Genomic DNA, 16,641 nt, shown 5'->3' with positions numbered 1-16,641 from the left:
TTCATTAAAATTTAAAATTATAAGAAACACCAGGAACCATCCCAAAAATAGATAGTCTTCTGGTCTCATTTGCCCCTGTGTCTTCATTTGTTGCGAAGGTCATAGAAGCGGCATTTTTTCTGTTGTAAATATTATAAATATTAAATACCCAATAACTCTGCCAGCCTTTCTTTTTATCCGGTTTAGGAGTGTAGGTAGCTGCCAGGTCTAAGTGATGGAAAAGTGGCAGCCTGTTTTCGTTTCTCAATGAAAAATTTGGGATTTTGATTCCGCCAAACTCATAATACCCATTTGCATAAGTTACGGGCTGACCAGACTGTAATGAAAAATTGGCATTAAAAGACCATTTTGGACTGTACAGATAACTGCCCACAATATTTAGATTATGCAGTTTATCATATCCTGATAAGTACCAGCCACCATTTGCTATTCCTGGTTCCCGAGGTGTTCTTCCCGGAGTTTTTTGCTCTGCTCTTGATAGCGTATAAGATACCCAGCCTGTAAAATTCCCTGTGTTTTTTCTAAATAATAATTCCATACCGTATGATCTGGCCTTCCCATTCAGAATAACCTGTTCAATATTATTATTTGCCAGTATATCTGCACCATCTATATAGTCAATTCGGTTTTGAATGTTTTTGTAAAACAACTCCCCTTCTAAAGAGTAATCTTTATCCCTGAAATTTCTGAAATATCCCAAAGCATACTGATCCAGCAGCTGTGGCTTGGTAAAAGGGCCACTAGGAGTCCAGATGTTCATTGGTAATGGAGACTGTGTGTTAGACAAAATATGAATATATTGCGCCATTCTGTTATAACTGGCTTTAAATGAAGTGTTTTCATTAAAAGCATATGACAAAGCAGCACGTGGTTCTAAGTTATTAAATTTAGTTATGGTTTCTCCACTCCCGTACGATATACTTCCGGTTGGAGTTCCTTCTTCGTAAATATTATACAACGGATTGTATACTACTGCCTGTCCATTTTCATAAGTACTGATCTCCTCTCCTCCTAAACGGTAAAACATACTATAACGAAGTCCGTAGCGGAGATTTAGTTTCTCCGTAATCTGATGTTCAAAATCAAGATAAACAGACGATTCTAAAGCGTATTTTTTATCTAACTGTTTGTAATTGAATGGCGAATCAATGCTGGTTGGCTGTACAGTACCCGGATTAAAATCATAATACTGCCCATCAATTCCGTAGCTAAGTTTTAGCTTTTCAGATACTATGTGATTCCAGTTATATTTTAGACCAAAGGTTTTAATGGTATTGTCCCACTCAAAATTCTCAGTTGAAATTCCAAGGTTGAAATGATAATCACTGAAAAAAACAGACAAATTAGTATTTAAATTATCTGAAAAATTATGCTTCCAGCTCAAAATACCCATTGTATTTCCGAAAGTACTTGAAAACCTTTCGTTTAAATCAAAAACATCATTTCCAAAGTAACCGGAAAACGCCAGCGTATTATTTGCATTCAGACGATAATTCAGTTTCGCATTAATATCATAAAACATAGCTGAATTATTATTATCGGCAAGCTTCAAAAATAAATGAGCGTAAGAGGTACGTGCACCCAATACAAAAGATCCTTTTTCTTTTTTGATAGGTCCCTGAGCCAGCAGGCGGCTGGATATCAATCCAATTCCTCCATTTACTTTATACTCTGTAAAATCTCCGGTTAACTGACTTACATCAAGAACAGAAGAAACCCTTCCTCCAAATTTAGAAGGAATTCCTCCTTTGTATAAATCCAGTCCGTTGACCACATCTGCATTAAAAATGGAGAAAAAGCCAAACATATGGGAATCTCCGTAAACAGGAGCTCCGTCTAAAAGAATCAAATTCTGATCAGCGGCACCTCCACGAACATTGAAACCAGAAGAAAGCTCACCGGCATTTGTAACTCCCGGCAACGTTAATATTGATTTTAAAGGATCCGGTTCTCCCATAGCAGAAGGTATTTTTTTGATCTCCTCCATGGTAAGCTTATTGACACTCATCTGCGTATTTCTCACATCAACTGCTTTTGAGTTGGTAATAATCACCTGTTCCAGCTGCTGACTGTCTGCATTCATAATAAAGTTTATTCTTTCATCATCAGAAATTGTGATTAGTTTTTCTCCATTTTTAAAACCAACATAACTAACGATAACCGTATAAGTCCCTTTATTCAATTCTAATGAAAACATTCCGTTTGCATCTGTTGTAACGCCTGTTTCCAGTTCCTTAATAAAAATATTGGCTCCAATCACGGGCTCTTTATTCTCATCAAAAACATGACCGGTTAACTTACTTTTTTTTTTGGCTGTAGCAGATTTACTATTTTTTTGCTTTACGAAAATATTATTTCCAACGATAGAAAACTGAATCGAAGTGTTGTTATTAAGCTCATTAATCAGTGCTTTTATTTCGATATTTTTATAAGTATGTTTTTGATCAAAATACTTTTGACTGGTATTTATCTGATCTGTAAAAGCAAACTTAAAATCTGTTTGACTCTCAATTTGCTTAAACACTTCTTTTAATGACATGTTTTGATCTACAGTTACAGTAATTGTTTGAGAGTAGATACATAAACTGAATAAAAAAAAGCACGCTGAAATTATATGCTTCATGAAATTTTGTATTTTTGAATTATTATTAAATGGGATAGCTCTATACTACCCTGACTATGAGGAGGATGTTTAGTTTAGCGGCTAGTGCATCCTTTTTCTTTTCTATCGAAAAATAATCTGTTTTAAATCTTCATTTATTTCAAAGTTTAGGTTATACATTTCTGATATTAATTGTACAATTGTTTTTAAATCTTCTTTTTTATTGATTCGAACTGTAATTCTTTGATTATTATATTCTTCTGGAATAGTCATTTTGTAACCATAATTTTCGCGTAAATAATCACTTAAAGTACTTAATTTTTCGTTTTCAAAATCTACGAACCTATTGAACTCTAAAACTTTAGCAACATTGTTTCCATAAATAAATTTTTCGCCCGGTTTAAGTATCCATTTTTTAACCTGATCTTTTATACTCATTTGAACACTTCCTTCGTAAAGGAAAACCGTCACTCCTTTTTGTATATTTCCCTCAACGGTAAAAGAAGTACCTAATACAGTCGTTGTAGTTTCATTGCAAAAGACCTGAAAAGGATGTTTTTTATCCTTTTTGACTTTAAAATAAGCTTCTCCTTGTACTATAATCTTTCTGTTGGTTTCAAAATTATTGGCATAGGTGATTTTTGAATCCGGACTCAGTTCTACTCTCGAACTATCTGGCAAGGCTACAATTTTTATTGTAGAGGTCTTATTTTCAATTGTATTTGAAGTAAGGTAAAAGGTGTCCTGTAATGGACTACTGTTGAGATAAATACCTGTTACTGTCAACATACAAATGATAACTGCTGCTGCCACATAGCGCCAAACTTTAATCTTTGGTCTTTTAGCGGCGAAGGTTTTAGACTGGAATTGTTCCCACGAAGCCTCTTTTTCATCCTCTGAATGCGAAAAAGGAGTTTCATTCCATAATTTTCTAAATTCCTTATCCAGTTTTTCTTTTTCCATGACTTTTTATGGGTTAAGCTTTTTACAATAAAATCCTTGTTTAAAAAAAACAGTATATACCATTTCCTGAATGTCTCTGTTGGTTTCTATTCGAAGAATTCTTTCTCGGTTTTTAAAATCAAAATTGATAATACAATCAGAAATAATGAATTGTAAAAGGGCTACAATCAGACTTGCATCTTTCTTTGTTCTGACATTCGTTTTATACGCTTCGATATACATTTTTTGTTCTCGTTTTTATATATAACAAACGAGAATAAAAAAGTTCCTAATCGTTTTCTACTTTTTTTCGAATAAATTTGCTGGCGAGATAAATATGATTGGCAATCGTTTTTTCAGAAAGGTCTGTAATTGCTGCAATCTCCTTATAACTAAGATTTTCGAGTTTGTGTAAAGTAAATATTTTTTGCTGCTGCTCAGGAAGCTGATTTATGAAAGTTTGCAGTTTTTGCTGTCTTTCTTCAAAAATTTCTGTTTCATTATCTTCCTGCTCTGGGTGAAATTGTGAAGGATCGAGCTGAATAATTTTATTTTCGCGGTTAACATGATTAATTATAATGTTTCTGCATATAATAAACAATTGTTTATCAAATAAAACATCTTCATTAAGTAACGCTCTTTTATCATACAATCTTAAAAAAGTCTCCTGAATAAAATCATGTGGAGTAAGAACACTAAAATTAAATCTTTTCGCAATGTTTATCAATTTGTCGTAGTAATTTAAATAAGCCTGTTTAAAAGCAGCTTCATTGCCTTTTTTTAAACTTAATATAAACTCTCTGTTGTCCATAATATAAACATGATAATAGATAACTCAATGCCTAAAATAATATTGCATTCAAATATTGTAACCTTCCTGTAATTTCTTTATATGGCTCAGTCAGTACAAAGAACAGAAATTTATTCTGAAAATTTATATGAAAATTAATTTTTAAGTGATATAAAAATACAGCCTATAGTTATGTCTCCTCACAAACTATAGCTTTTTGTTGTCTAAAACTTATTTTAAAAAATAATTTAAAAATAAAAATCTTACAATTATTTTTTTGTACTTTTACGTAATTATTTTAAAAGTTTTTTTTTAAAACTAAAAATTCTTTTTAATCGTATATACAGGTAAACGATAATCTAAATTAGAGAAATTCAATTCACTGAACTGTTTTTGGAAAAACATTGAATCCTATCTAGTTTCTGGTTGTCGTTTTTTTCTTTCATTAAATCATCTGTAAAACATTCCTGTAAGTTGTAAATCATTAATAAATAATATTTTTATTATTATAGGATTAATAAATCAAATTGGATTTTTATATTTACTTATAAATTGAAATAGATTAAATTGGATTTTTTAGAGAAAGCGTATAGCTATAATTTTGAAGGTATTACGAATGAAGTTTACCAATTTCGATTCATTAGTGAAGGCAAACAGGAAATAACTAAAATTGTTTCTATTGCGCCTATAAATAAAAAACTAAATTGGTACAGTGTAGGTTTTGGAAATCTGGAAAATCATGATAATACCATAACAGTTAATGATTTTGCCGAAATTAACAACAACGATTATGATGAAGTTTTAGCTACCGTATTTATGTGCATTCTTCATTTTTTCATCTCTAATCCGGATTATACTATTTTGTTTTTTGGCAATACACTTCATAAGCACCGTTTGTACAAACAAAAAATTTCTTCAAATATCAACCTTCTAAAACAATATCTGGAAATTTCAGGAGGGAGAACAGAAGAACAAATAAAATTCATAGAAAAAAAACAAACTATAACCCGAAAAGGGATACAACGTCTCAGGACTATTCGTGAAAAAGACCTGACATCACTTAGAAACAGTATTGAAATAAAAAGCATTGAGAAATACGACACATCCAAAACATCTGATTATCAATTTGTTTTACTTAAGTTAAAAAAAAACGTGTGAGTATTGAAATAATAAAAAAATAGTATATTTGTAACGTTATGGCAGCAAAACAATTAAGAGATTTAGTAGAAAAACACATAGAAAAATCTACTAATTTCTGGGCCGGTCGTCCTAAAATGACTATCCAGGAGTTAGAAGCCGTAGAGAAATTCGCCAAAGAAAAAAGTAAGCTTTTCGAAAAAGTATTTGATTCTCCGGAAAAAATAGATAAAATAATCAAAATGCAAAATAGTACCTTATAATAGCATTTTATTTAAGAGCAAAACCATCTAAGCAATTAGATGGTTTTTTTATTTCTTGGTATATATTTTATAATCCTGTAATTCCCGTAAGAAATTACATAAATAAAAGTATTTTTTAGTTTGTCAATTTGTAAAAACAAATGACATTGTGAAAACTTTTTTACGCAATAATGGTTTAGTTATCTGATTTTTAGTATTATTTATTGTAGCATTATTTGGGCAGATATTTTTCGGTTTTAAAGAACATAATAAAGAGCTCATAAAAAAAGGCAGTACAGCCATTGAATTTTCAGCTTATCTTGTTTCCGGCCACTTTATCCAGTCTACTTTCGAAAATTGGGAAAGCGAATTTCTGCAAATGTCCTTATTTGTTGTATTTACCATTTTTCTAATGCAGAAAGGTTCTTCTGAATCTAAAGATTTTGATAAGAAACAAGAAGTAGACAGAGAACCATCACCTATCCAAAAAGATTTACCATGGCCTGTAACAAAAGGAGGATTAGTTTTAAGCCTTTACAAACATTCACTTACCATTGTTTTATTTTTATTGTTTAAAGCATCATTTATAGCTCATTTTTACGGAAGTCTTAAAGACGAGAACGAACAGCTATCACTCAAAGGGCTGCCTGTGGAATCTGCATCAGATTATTTTGGTGATTCGAGGTTCTGGTTTGAATCTTTTCAGAACTGGCAAAGCGAATTTCTCTCTGTATTTGCAATTGTAGTACTTTCCGTTTATCTGCGGCAGATTGGATCATCACAATCTAAGCCTGTAGATGCGCCACATATGGAAACAGGCGAATAATACCTTAAATTTTAAAAAACGGATTTTATCAATTAAAAACTTATCATTATGCATACAGTTACACCCTGAAGCGCAACTGCCCAGGCAGATATTGAAAATAGTGCCATCCTTTTGGAAAGAAAATTTCTTAATTATACTTATCAATTTTACAATACAAGCGATTCACTCTTGATTTTAGTGCTCATGCCAGAAAATGGAAAAATAGCCTTTCGCGCAGCATTTGGTATGAATAGCTGTTTTGAAATTATCAATCTTTTCGATGACGAAGACACAATTGTCATTCTGCTAAATTCAAAACTTGGAGAGTATGAAGTACGGGTTAATTATGGAAAATTTAACGAACTACTTTGGACAAAATATAAAAGATAAAAGAATCATAATTACTGGTGGTACAACCGGAATTGGAAAAGCAATAGCAGATTTATTGATATCACTCGGCGGACGCGTGCTTATTTTTGGAAGAAACCACGAAGACTTTAAAAATTCCTTTGATAACATCAAACAAAAATTTCCTGACTGTGAACTTTATGGCACTCCGGCCGATGTAAATAAAAAAGAAGATGTGCAAAAAATAATGGAAATGCTGAAAGCAGAAGACATTTCTATGAGTGTTTTATTTTGTTTGTCTCAGCCTCAAATATGTGATATTGTAACTATGCAGATACGTCCACATCTGCAGATTATTTAGACAGTTTACGAAGAAATGGTAATTGTGAAATATACTTAAGCAATTGTATAAAATAGCCGTTTTTATATCATTTAAATTTGAAAAAGAGGAGAAATCTACAACATAATTTCCTGTTAATCTGCATCTATAAATAACAGATTTTCCAAAAAAGATCCTCCACGTTTTAATTTTAACTATGTAAAAATTCATTAATCATTATGAAAAATTTTCAAGACGACAAACAACGAGATTTGTCTATAAACAAATCAGACGGAACCAACAAATTCCTCACTACCGATCAGGGTGTCCGAATTAATGACGATAATAATTCGCTTAAAGCGGGCGAAAGAGGCCCTTCCTTATTAGAGGATTTCATTTTAAGAGAAAAAATCACCCATTTTGACCATGAACGTATTCCGGAAAGAGTCGTTCACGCACGTGGCTCAGGAGCACATGGCTTTTTTGAAGTAACCAATCCAATTCCAGAATTGACAAAAGCTGGTTTTTTAAAAGAAGCCGGAATTAAGACTCCCGTTTTTGCAAGATTTTCTACCGTTGCCGGTTCTCGCGGATCTACTGACCTTGCAAGGGATGTTAGAGGATTTGCTGTTAAATTTTACACACAGGAAGGTGTTTATGACCTGGTTGGAAACAATATTCCAGTATTTTTTATTCAGGACGCATCAAAATTCCCTGATCTCGTTCATGCAGTAAAACCTGAGCCACACAACGAAATGCCTCAAGCCGCGTCTGCACATGACACATTTTGGGATTTTATATCTTTAATGCCGGAATCAATGCACATGATTATGTGGGCGATGTCTGATCGGGCGATTCCAAGAAGCTATCGAATGATGGAAGGCTTTGGAGTCCATACTTTCAGATTAATCAATGAAGCTGGAGAATCTACCTTTGTAAAATTCCATTGGAAACCAAAATTAGGAACCCACGCCGTAGCCTGGGATGAAGCACAAAAAATTTCTGGTAAGAATCCGGATTTTCACAGAGAAGATTTATGGCAGGCAATAGAAATGGGTAATTTTCCTGAATGGGAACTAGGCATTCAGGTAATTCCATCAGAAGATGAAAATAAATACGAATTCGACTTATTAGATCCAACGAAAATTGTTCCCGAAGAATTAGTTCCGGTTACTATTGTTGGAAGAATGGTACTGAATAAAAATCCGGATAATTTCTTTGCAGAAACAGAACAGATTGCCTTTCACCCTGGACATGTTGTTCCTGGAATTGATTTCTCTAATGACCCGTTGTTACAAGGAAGATTGTTTTCTTATACAGATACACAGCTTACCAGATTAGGCGGACCAAATTTTCATGAAATTCCAATTAACAGAAGCGTTGCCCCCGTTCACAATAATCAGCGTGATGGATTTATGCGTCAGGAAGTTAACAAAGGCCGTGTAAGTTATCATCCAAATTCACTAGGCGGAGGATGTCCGTATCAGGCTCAAATTGCAGAAGGCGGGTTCTCTAGTTTTAACGAACGTATTGAAGCACATAAGGTGAGAGAAAGAAGCGAGAGTTTTGCAGATCACTTCGGTCAGGCAAAATTATTCTTTAACAGCCAGACCCCTGAAGAAAAAAGCCATATTGTAAAAGCGCTTCGCTTTGAACTTGGTAAAGTAGAAACTACTGCTATCAGAGTAAGAATGCTAGGACTTCTTTCGCAAGTGGATGCACAATTAGCTGAAAAAGTTGCATTAGGCTTAGGGGCTTCTGTACCTCCAATACCTGAATTTCCTGCTAATAAAGGAGTTTCTCCCGAAAATGAAGGCGGAAATCAGGAACCTAAAACGGTTGAATCATCTATTAGTGCATCAGAAGCATTAAGTATGGTTAAAAACCCAACTAACTCACCTACAATTGAATCACGAAAAGTTGCCATTCTTTGTTCAGACGGAGTATCTGAGGCAGCAGTAATGAATATCAAAAGTGCCCTTAAAAAACAAGGTGCAAAAGGATGTGTGATTGCCCCACATTTAGGATCTGTTGTTACAGATGCTGATGGAGCACTTGCTGCTGAATTTAGTTTCCTAACGGCATCGTCAGTTTTATTTGATGCAGTGTATGTGCCTCACGGAATTGGACTTAATGTTTTGGCAGAAAATGATGATGCCCTGGAATATCTTAATGATGCATACAAACATTGTAAAGTTATAGGAGCTGACGGTGAAGCATCTGAATTATTGAGCGCAACGACTTTTGCATCAAAACTAACAAATGATGATCCTGGAATTATTATTACCAGCGAAGTAGGATCTGAAGCATTTGCGCAGGAATTTATCGATGCAATGGCAATGCACCGTTTCTGGGATCGTGAACCAAATTTATATATTTAATTTAAAAAAAATAACCATGAAAAATTCAGAAAAACAGGGTCAGACAAATGCGCCCCAAGGAAAAGCAACTGAAACAAAAGCTATAAAAAATAATGACAAAACCAACATTGTAGCGCCAGCTCCTGATGCTACAACCGAATTAAAAGAACTTTTTGTTGACAGTCTGAAAGATATTTACTGGGCAGAGAACGCACTTGTTGGCGCATTGCCAAAAATGGCTGCTAATGCGAGTTCTCCTGGACTTGGAAGCGCAATTTTAGAACATCTTGACATAACACAGCTTCAGGTAGAAAGGCTGAAACAAGTTTTCGACCTTTTAGGCGAAAAAGCCGAAGGAAAAAAATGCGAAGCTATGGCCGGATTACTCAAAGAAGGCGACAGTATTCTTGAAGAAACAACCCCGGGACCTGTTAGGGATGCTGGTATTATTGCTGCTTCACAAAAAATTGAACATTATGAAATAGCTACATACGGAACGTTGGTTGCTTTTGCAAAAACACTGGGAGAAAATGATGCTGCAAAATTATTAACACAAACACTTGCAGAAGAAAAAGAGGCAGATTGCATACTTAACGATGTTGCTTTGAATGTTGTAAATTTGGTAGCAGCTAAGTAATCCTATTTTTATAAATTATATTAATATCTATTTTATTAGAACAGGCTGTCCGAAAAGTAAAGGACAGCCTCATTATTTAAACATTCTATCAAATCATTTAAAATACAACTAAGGATAAGCGCACAAAATTTTATAATTTATATGTAAAATAATACAAACCATTTTTTGCTAATCTGCTTATTTTTAATATTGAAACTAAAAAAAATATAATCGAGAAATATTAAAATAAAAATTATGGAAACCAACACATTTACACCGGCACCTGCACAAAAAAAATTAAAATTAAAAACTAAAGTATCGACAATCGAAAGAATAGCGATGATAACCAGCGGAACGTATTTATTATACAAAGGCTTGTCACAGGAAAAGAAAAGTCCTGTTCAAATAGGCACAGGCGGAGCAATGCTACTAAGGGGACTGTCTGGATATTGCCCTATATATGATGCGGTTGATCATTTAAAAATGATAAAGCTTCAAATGTAAATATCAAAATTAACAGTACAATCAATAAGCCTATAAGTGAAGTTTATGCTTTTTGGCGTGATTTTGACAATTTACCTAAATTCATGAATCACCTTGATTCAGTTAAACCAATAAGTTATACCACTTCTAAATGGATTGCTAAAGATCCGGCAGGAATTGGAAAAATTTCATGGATAGCTGAAATTGTTAAAGACGAAAAAGAAAGACTCATCAGTTGGAATTCACTTCCTGATTCATCAATCAAAAATGCTGGAAAAGTTGTTTTCAGACCTAGTGGTGAAGGCACAGAAATAATCGTGACCACCTCTTATCAAGCACCATTTGGAATTGCAGGCGAAGGTGCCGCAAAACTTCTTAATCCCTATTTTGAAAAAATGGTAAAAGATGATCTTTTAAATTTCAAAACTTATTTAGAATCAAATTAGCATTAAACATAACACTTTCATAATAAAACAACCCTGTAAATCATTTGCATTTGCAGGGTTATTTATTTTCAAGTCGTAAAATACTTATACCTATATGGGTATTGTATAACATAATAACAGAATTATATAAATTTAATGTTAATGTGCGAAATATTTTTATAAGAATTAATTGACTTACTAAATTTAGACCCAATTATGAAAAAACTATACTTAACAACTATTTTAATCATTGTTTTTGCCACCATTACTAATAGCAATCTTTCTCGCCATTGTGATGATGAAGGTTACATAAGAGATCAAAAGGAAGCCGTTCTGCATCAGAAAGATACGCTACAAACCCTGAACGGTTACTCTAATTTCACCTTAATTTAAAGATTTTTAAAACTGTACCTTCGTATATGAAAAAATACTACTCTTCTATATAATTACATCGTTTGAACTACCTTTTCACACATAATTTTAAAATAATTATTTAAAAATATTTTCAATCAGAACAATTATGAGATATAAAAATATTTTACAGATTGACGATGATTATGATGACTGCGATTTCTTTTTAGAAGCACTGGAAGAAGTATCAGCTTCCGTATTCTATACAGCTATTCATAATCCTGTCGATGCATTACAAAAACTTGCCAGCAATGAAATACAGCCAGACGTTATCTTTCTTGACATTAATATGCCTGTAATGAATGGTATGGAGCTGTTAATTGAAATGAACAAAAGAGAACTCATAAAAGGTATACCGATAATCATTCTTTCTACCTCAATCCCCTCAGAATTTGCAAATAAACTGGAGGATCTGGGTGTATCAGGCTACTACATCAAGCCAAACGATTTTGGTAGTATGAAAACGATTTTACAAAATTGTTTGGGCTTTCATGTTAATTTAATAAACAGTTTTCAATGATTATCTTGTATTTTAAAGTGCAAAGATTACATAATTCCCATTTAAGAATAAAAGGGTTGGTTTTATAGTAAAACACTGGTTATATTTGTTGAAAAAATTTTATCATGAAAGTAACCGAAGCTGATGAAATCCAATATACAGTCAAAAAATTTCCAATTGTAGGTATTGGTGCATCTGCTGGAGGATTGGATGCTTTTAATAAAGTAGTTTCTGCAATATTGCCAGATTCAGGAATGGCTTATATTATTGTACAGCATTTGTCACCAGATTATCCCAGCAGTCTTACAGAAATTCTATCAGAATACTCCCCTATACCTGTACATGAAATAATTAATGATATAAATCTTTTACCAAATAACATCTACGTAATTCCTGAGAATAATCTCCTTATCGTAGAAGAAGGCTCATTACGACTTAAACAGAGAACCCGAGGCGAAAGACGAAATAATACCATCGACATTTTTTTTGAATCACTTGCTGATGTTTACAGAACCTTTGCTATTGGTATTATACTTTCCGGAACTGGATTTGACGGTACAGCAGGGTTCAAAAAAATTAAAGAACTTGGAGGCGTTACCATCGTGCAGGATCCTGAAACTGCAGCTTACAAAGGGATGCCTCAGAGTCCTATAGACACTGATGCCGCCGATTATATTCTGGCTCCTGAAAAAATTCCGTCACAATTGATGGAAATACGAAACAGTTACATTTCAAATTATGGTTATACTGAAGAAGAACATATTCCTGGAAATGACGAGGAAATCATCTTACAAATCATCAACCTTATTTTTTCAAGAACAGGAAATGATTTTAGACATTATAAGCATCCTACTATAAGACGCCGTATAGCGAGGAGGATGGTTATAGCAGAGAAAAACAACATAGAGGATTACTATAATTTTTTAAGAAACAATAAAAATGAACAGGATCTCTTATTTAATGATTTCTTAATTCACGTAACCTATTTTTTCAGAGATGAGGACGCCTTTGAAAGTCTGTCCACAACAGTTTTTCCATCACTAATTAAAAATATCACAAATAACAACTTACGGATCTGGGTAGCAGGCTGTTCGTCAGGAGAGGAAGCTTATTCAATAGCAATTTGCCTTCATGAATATTTTTTAAAAACTAACTACAAAGATATTAAGGTACAGATTTTTGCTTCTGACATATCAGAAAAATGTATTACAAAAGCAAGATCCGGTATTTATTCTTATCAGGATGTTCAGAAAGTTTCAGAAGAAAGACTGCAAAACTATTTTACTAAAAGTGAAGGCAATTACCATATCAATAAAGTCATTCGTGACATGTGTATTTTTGCTGTGCATAATTTTGTGAAAGATCCTGCATTTGCGAGAATAGATTTAATTACGTGCCGCAATACGCTTATCTATTTTGATCCTTACCTGCAAAATAAAGTTTTAGGTACTTTTCATTATTCTTTAAAAGAAAAAGGGTTGCTGTTTCTGGGAAAATCAGAATCGGTAACCCACGCTCCGGATTTATTTGAGAGTATGAAAAAACATGAAAAAATTTATGTCAGAAAATTTGCACCAGGAAGATACACAACACAATCATATAAAACCGTTCCGGGCAATTTGCAGATAAAATTGCACAAAGCTGAAATGAAAACAGCTCCTGAAGATGATTTCAGAAAAATTACTTCAGAAATTTTACTAACGAAATATACCCCCGCCAGTGTCATTATCAATAAAAACCTTGATATTGTTCACTTTCATGGCGACACGAGTCCATTTTTATCCCCTTCACCTGGTAAGCCAAATTTTAATATTTTAAAAATGGCACGTGAAGGTATTGTATTTGAATTACAGAATGCTATTTCAAAAATAAAAGAAGAAAAAGAAAACATCTGGAAAGAAGAGAATGTTAAAGTGAAAGGACAATCTTATCAGATTTCTTTCGAAATATTTTCACTTCCGAATGATGATGAACATCTTATGGTTCTTTTTTACCAAATGCCACTCCCAGATGCAGATAACAAACTGCATGATAATTCTGCGCAGAAACGTATTGATGAACTTGAGCGTGAACTGACACAGTTAAGGGAAAACATAAAAAGAATTACTGAAGAGCAACAAACTGCTTTTGAAGAGTTGCAAACAAGCAATGAAGAATTGCTCAGCAGTGGTGAAGAACTGCAGGCTATGAATGAAGAACTTGAAACCACAACCGAAGAACTTCAGTCAAATAATGAAGAACTGATGTGCCTTAATGACGAACTTATCGATAGGCAGAAACAGCTTATATCTATGCGTAATTATTCAGAACTAATTGTGAATACCATTCGTGAGCCGTTATTAGTTATAAGTAAAGACTTCATCATTAAAAGTGCTAATCCGGCATTTTACGATTACTTTAATACAAGTGATAAAATTACTGAGGGGTACAGTCTTTTTGCAATTGGAAATTGTCAATGGGATATTCCGCAATTTAAGGAACAATTGGTTAAAATTAATGCTGAGTTTTCGATAGAAAACTTAAAAATAGATCTTGTATGTCCTGAGAACAACAAAAAAACCATAATAGTAAATGCCAGCCTTATAGTTAATTCAACACCTGAAGGTTTAATTCTTCTGGCTCTCGAAGACATCACAGATTTAGTAGCCACAAATGAATTACTAACAAATAAAAACACTGAACTTCAAAGACAAAACGAACAGCTCGAAACTTTTACTTCTGCAGCGAGTCATGATTTACAAGAACCTCTACGAAAAATTCATATGTTCTGCAAAAGAATTTTTGAAAATGAGGAAGGTTTAAGTGAAACTGCAAAGCATAATCTCGAAAGGGTATTGTTCTCAGTTACCAACATGAGTCAGTTAATTGCCGACCTTATTAATTATTCCAAAATTACTTTTGTAAAGAAAGAATATAAAAAGACAGATCTAAATATTGTTTTGAAAAAAACAGTTGCAGATATCAAGGATTCGATTGTAGAAAAAGAGGCCGTAATTACTATTTCACCCCTTCCTCAATTAAATGTTATATCCTATCAGATACAGCAGCTTTTTACAAATTTAATCCTCAATGCTATCAAGTACACAAAAGAAAACATCATACCACAAATTAAAATTGAAACAACACAGGCTCTGACTGCAGAAATACTTGAATTTGAAGCAAACAAAGACCGTAATTATGTAAAAATCACCTTAAGTGATAATGGTATTGGTTTTGATCAGGAATATGCAACTAAAATATTTGATCCTTTCTATAGATTACACAATAAAAATCAATATCATGGCAGTGGTTTAGGATTAACGCTAGTAAAGAAAATTGTTGCCAACCACGAAGGTTTTATAAAAATATTTAGTAAAGTCGATCAGGGAACTACTGTTCATATTTACTTACCTGAATAACGAAAGGCATCAAAAAAGATGGTGCCTCTCTTTTTAGTAAAATTACCATTTAGTTTTTATCCTCTTTTTAGGATGCTGAATTGATTTTGATTTTAACTAATAACATGAATTCGATTAATAATACTAAATTTTATAACAATTTTCAAAAAAAGAGTTAATTTAGTACAACAGCTTTGTCAATGTTTTCAAACATGTCAAAGCTGTTATTTTCTGGTGTAAACCATAAAAAACGAAAACATTTCAGCGAATAATAAATTAATAACACACAAAATGAGATTAGAAGATTTTGATAATGATGAAGATAAAGTAATACAGGATCGTTTAAAACAAAAAACGTGGAATGAAATCAGAACCAATGACAGTTGGGCAATTTTTAAAATCATGTCCGAATTCGTAAACGGATACGAAAGCATGGGACGTATTGGCCCATGTGTTTCTATTTTTGGATCTGCAAGAACAAAACCAGACGACAAATATTATTTACTGGCAGAAAAAATTGCCTATAAAATTAGTAAAGCAGGTTATGGCGTTATTACAGGCGGTGGACCAGGAATTATGGAAGCCGGAAACAAGGGCGCTCATTTAGGCGGAGGAACATCCGTTGGTTTAAATATCGAACTGCCTTTTGAACAGCATTTCAACCCTTATATTGATCATGATAAAAACCTGAATTTCGATTACTTTTTTGTTCGAAAAGTAATGTTTGTAAAATATTCTCAGGGATTTGTAGTTATGCCCGGAGGATTTGGAACATTAGACGAAATGTTTGAAGCAATAACCCTGATCCAGACTAAAAAAATTGGAAAATTTCCTATTATATTAGTAGGTGTTGAATTTTGGTCAGGACTTATTGAATGGGTAAAAACAGTATTGGTAGAAAAAATGCACACGGTGAGTCCTGATGACTTAAACTTATTTAAAATTGTAGATACTGAGGATGAAGTAGTTGATGTACTGGATAAATTCTACAAGAAATACGACTTAAGTCCTAACTTCTAAAATTTTAAATTATATAAGTACTATAAGGAAAGGTAAACTTCTGATTTTTTTAAACGCAAAGTTTAAAGAACTTATATTACTTATATCGCAAAATTTTCCTAACTTTTGTAAAAAATAAGAGCTGTCTTTTAAACAGCTTTTTTTTGTACTATTTTTACAACAAAACCAAAACATCCATAAGCCCGTAAATAAATTATACAACCAAATTCTAAGCCTGTATTGAAACCATTTTTTAAAATTTTTACTTCCATTTTTGTTTTGATGT

The 16,641-nt window shown here is 33.0% G+C and carries 16 protein-coding genes and 1 pseudogene; 12 read left to right on the top strand and 5 right to left on the bottom strand.

Annotated features, from left to right (window positions below):
* Positions 1–4 precede the first annotated feature (4 nt).
* From ACNC7R_RS09250 to ACNC7R_RS09235, 4 genes are all read right to left on the bottom strand, one after another.
* Positions 5–2,623, bottom strand: a complete 2,619-nt coding sequence (locus ACNC7R_RS09250) for a TonB-dependent receptor (protein ID WP_417940688.1) — start codon at positions 2,621–2,623, stop codon at positions 5–7.
* Between the two features lie 102 nt (positions 2,624–2,725).
* Complete coding sequence (locus tag ACNC7R_RS09245; protein ID WP_417940686.1) at positions 2,726–3,565, bottom strand: FecR family protein; 840 nt, start codon at positions 3,563–3,565, stop codon at positions 2,726–2,728.
* 6 nt (positions 3,566–3,571) lie between these two features.
* Entirely contained in the window at positions 3,572–3,787 is a 216-nt protein-coding gene (locus tag ACNC7R_RS09240; protein ID WP_417940684.1) for a hypothetical protein, read from the bottom strand.
* A gap of 46 nt (positions 3,788–3,833) precedes the next feature.
* Positions 3,834–4,355: an RNA polymerase sigma factor gene (locus ACNC7R_RS09235; protein WP_417940682.1), complete on the bottom strand. Its 522-nt coding sequence runs from the start codon at positions 4,353–4,355 to the stop codon at positions 3,834–3,836.
* Between the two features lie 546 nt (positions 4,356–4,901).
* Between ACNC7R_RS09235 and ACNC7R_RS09230 the strand changes: the two genes are divergently transcribed.
* From ACNC7R_RS09230 to ACNC7R_RS09175, 12 genes and pseudogenes are all read left to right on the top strand, one after another.
* On the top strand, positions 4,902–5,492 hold the full coding sequence (locus ACNC7R_RS09230; RefSeq protein ID WP_417940680.1) for a DUF6934 family protein: 591 nt from the start codon (positions 4,902–4,904) through the stop codon (positions 5,490–5,492).
* 38 nt (positions 5,493–5,530) lie between these two features.
* Complete coding sequence (locus ACNC7R_RS09225; RefSeq protein ID WP_417940678.1) at positions 5,531–5,734, top strand: hypothetical protein; 204 nt, start codon at positions 5,531–5,533, stop codon at positions 5,732–5,734.
* 199 nt (positions 5,735–5,933) lie between these two features.
* Positions 5,934–6,539: pseudogene (locus tag ACNC7R_RS09220) on the top strand (DUF6766 family protein); the annotation flags it as partial.
* A 307-nt stretch (positions 6,540–6,846) separates the two neighbouring features.
* Positions 6,847–7,227, top strand: a complete 381-nt coding sequence (locus ACNC7R_RS09215; protein WP_417940676.1) for an SDR family NAD(P)-dependent oxidoreductase — start codon at positions 6,847–6,849, stop codon at positions 7,225–7,227.
* A gap of 197 nt (positions 7,228–7,424) precedes the next feature.
* Positions 7,425–9,566, top strand: a complete 2,142-nt coding sequence (locus tag ACNC7R_RS09210; protein ID WP_417940674.1) for a catalase — start codon at positions 7,425–7,427, stop codon at positions 9,564–9,566.
* A 16-nt stretch (positions 9,567–9,582) separates the two neighbouring features.
* Positions 9,583–10,182 (top strand): ferritin-like domain-containing protein, encoded by a 600-nt coding sequence (locus ACNC7R_RS09205; RefSeq protein WP_417940672.1) that lies wholly within the window; start codon positions 9,583–9,585, stop codon positions 10,180–10,182.
* Between the two features lie 234 nt (positions 10,183–10,416).
* Positions 10,417–10,665 (top strand): DUF2892 domain-containing protein, encoded by a 249-nt coding sequence (locus ACNC7R_RS09200; RefSeq protein WP_417940670.1) that lies wholly within the window; start codon positions 10,417–10,419, stop codon positions 10,663–10,665.
* A gap of 2 nt (positions 10,666–10,667) precedes the next feature.
* Positions 10,668–11,090, top strand: coding sequence for an SRPBCC family protein (locus ACNC7R_RS09195; RefSeq protein ID WP_417943156.1), 423 nt, complete (start codon positions 10,668–10,670; stop codon positions 11,088–11,090).
* Positions 11,091–11,285: 195 nt separating this feature from the next.
* Complete coding sequence (locus tag ACNC7R_RS09190) at positions 11,286–11,462, top strand: hypothetical protein (RefSeq protein ID WP_417940668.1); 177 nt, start codon at positions 11,286–11,288, stop codon at positions 11,460–11,462.
* Positions 11,463–11,589: 127 nt separating this feature from the next.
* Positions 11,590–12,000, top strand: a complete 411-nt coding sequence (locus ACNC7R_RS09185; RefSeq protein ID WP_417940666.1) for a response regulator — start codon at positions 11,590–11,592, stop codon at positions 11,998–12,000.
* A 104-nt stretch (positions 12,001–12,104) separates the two neighbouring features.
* Positions 12,105–15,377 carry a CheR family methyltransferase gene (locus ACNC7R_RS09180; RefSeq protein ID WP_417940664.1) on the top strand — a complete coding sequence of 1,091 codons (3,273 nt, stop codon included), beginning with the start codon at positions 12,105–12,107 and terminating at the stop codon, positions 15,375–15,377.
* A 270-nt stretch (positions 15,378–15,647) separates the two neighbouring features.
* On the top strand, positions 15,648–16,376 hold the full coding sequence (locus tag ACNC7R_RS09175; RefSeq protein ID WP_417940662.1) for a TIGR00730 family Rossman fold protein: 729 nt from the start codon (positions 15,648–15,650) through the stop codon (positions 16,374–16,376).
* Positions 16,377–16,504: 128 nt separating this feature from the next.
* On the opposite strand, the gene ACNC7R_RS09170 is transcribed toward ACNC7R_RS09175, so the two are convergent.
* Positions 16,505–16,627, bottom strand: a complete 123-nt coding sequence (locus ACNC7R_RS09170) for a hypothetical protein (protein ID WP_417940660.1) — start codon at positions 16,625–16,627, stop codon at positions 16,505–16,507.
* Between the last annotated feature and the right edge of the window lie 14 nt (positions 16,628–16,641).

This window comes from Flavobacterium adiutor, assembly GCF_048282555.1.
Classification (GTDB): domain Bacteria; phylum Bacteroidota; class Bacteroidia; order Flavobacteriales; family Flavobacteriaceae; genus Flavobacterium.
Note: the sequence above shows the minus strand (reverse complement) of the source record. Positions and strands in the feature narration are given on the sequence as shown.

Bases quoted from the DNA above. Each gene is read 5' to 3' on its own strand.
- ACNC7R_RS09250 (WP_417940688.1), bottom strand. From the start codon at position 2,623: ATGAAGCATATAATTTCAGCGTGCTTTTTTTTATTCAGTTTATGTATC.
- ACNC7R_RS09245 (WP_417940686.1), bottom strand. From the start codon at position 3,565: ATGGAAAAAGAAAAACTGGATAAGGAATTTAGAAAATTATGGAATGAA.
- ACNC7R_RS09240 (WP_417940684.1), bottom strand. From the start codon at position 3,787: ATGTATATCGAAGCGTATAAAACGAATGTCAGAACAAAGAAAGATGCA.
- ACNC7R_RS09235 (WP_417940682.1), bottom strand. From the start codon at position 4,355: ATGGACAACAGAGAGTTTATATTAAGTTTAAAAAAAGGCAATGAAGCT.
- ACNC7R_RS09225 (WP_417940678.1), top strand. From the start codon at position 5,531: ATGGCAGCAAAACAATTAAGAGATTTAGTAGAAAAACACATAGAAAAA.
- ACNC7R_RS09215 (WP_417940676.1), top strand. From the start codon at position 6,847: ATGAAGTACGGGTTAATTATGGAAAATTTAACGAACTACTTTGGACAA.
- ACNC7R_RS09210 (WP_417940674.1), top strand. From the start codon at position 7,425: ATGAAAAATTTTCAAGACGACAAACAACGAGATTTGTCTATAAACAAA.
- ACNC7R_RS09205 (WP_417940672.1), top strand. From the start codon at position 9,583: ATGAAAAATTCAGAAAAACAGGGTCAGACAAATGCGCCCCAAGGAAAA.
- ACNC7R_RS09200 (WP_417940670.1), top strand. From the start codon at position 10,417: ATGGAAACCAACACATTTACACCGGCACCTGCACAAAAAAAATTAAAA.
- ACNC7R_RS09190 (WP_417940668.1), top strand. From the start codon at position 11,286: ATGAAAAAACTATACTTAACAACTATTTTAATCATTGTTTTTGCCACC.
- ACNC7R_RS09185 (WP_417940666.1), top strand. From the start codon at position 11,590: ATGAGATATAAAAATATTTTACAGATTGACGATGATTATGATGACTGC.
- ACNC7R_RS09180 (WP_417940664.1), top strand. From the start codon at position 12,105: ATGAAAGTAACCGAAGCTGATGAAATCCAATATACAGTCAAAAAATTT.
- ACNC7R_RS09175 (WP_417940662.1), top strand. From the start codon at position 15,648: ATGAGATTAGAAGATTTTGATAATGATGAAGATAAAGTAATACAGGAT.
- ACNC7R_RS09170 (WP_417940660.1), bottom strand. From the start codon at position 16,627: ATGGAAGTAAAAATTTTAAAAAATGGTTTCAATACAGGCTTAGAATTT.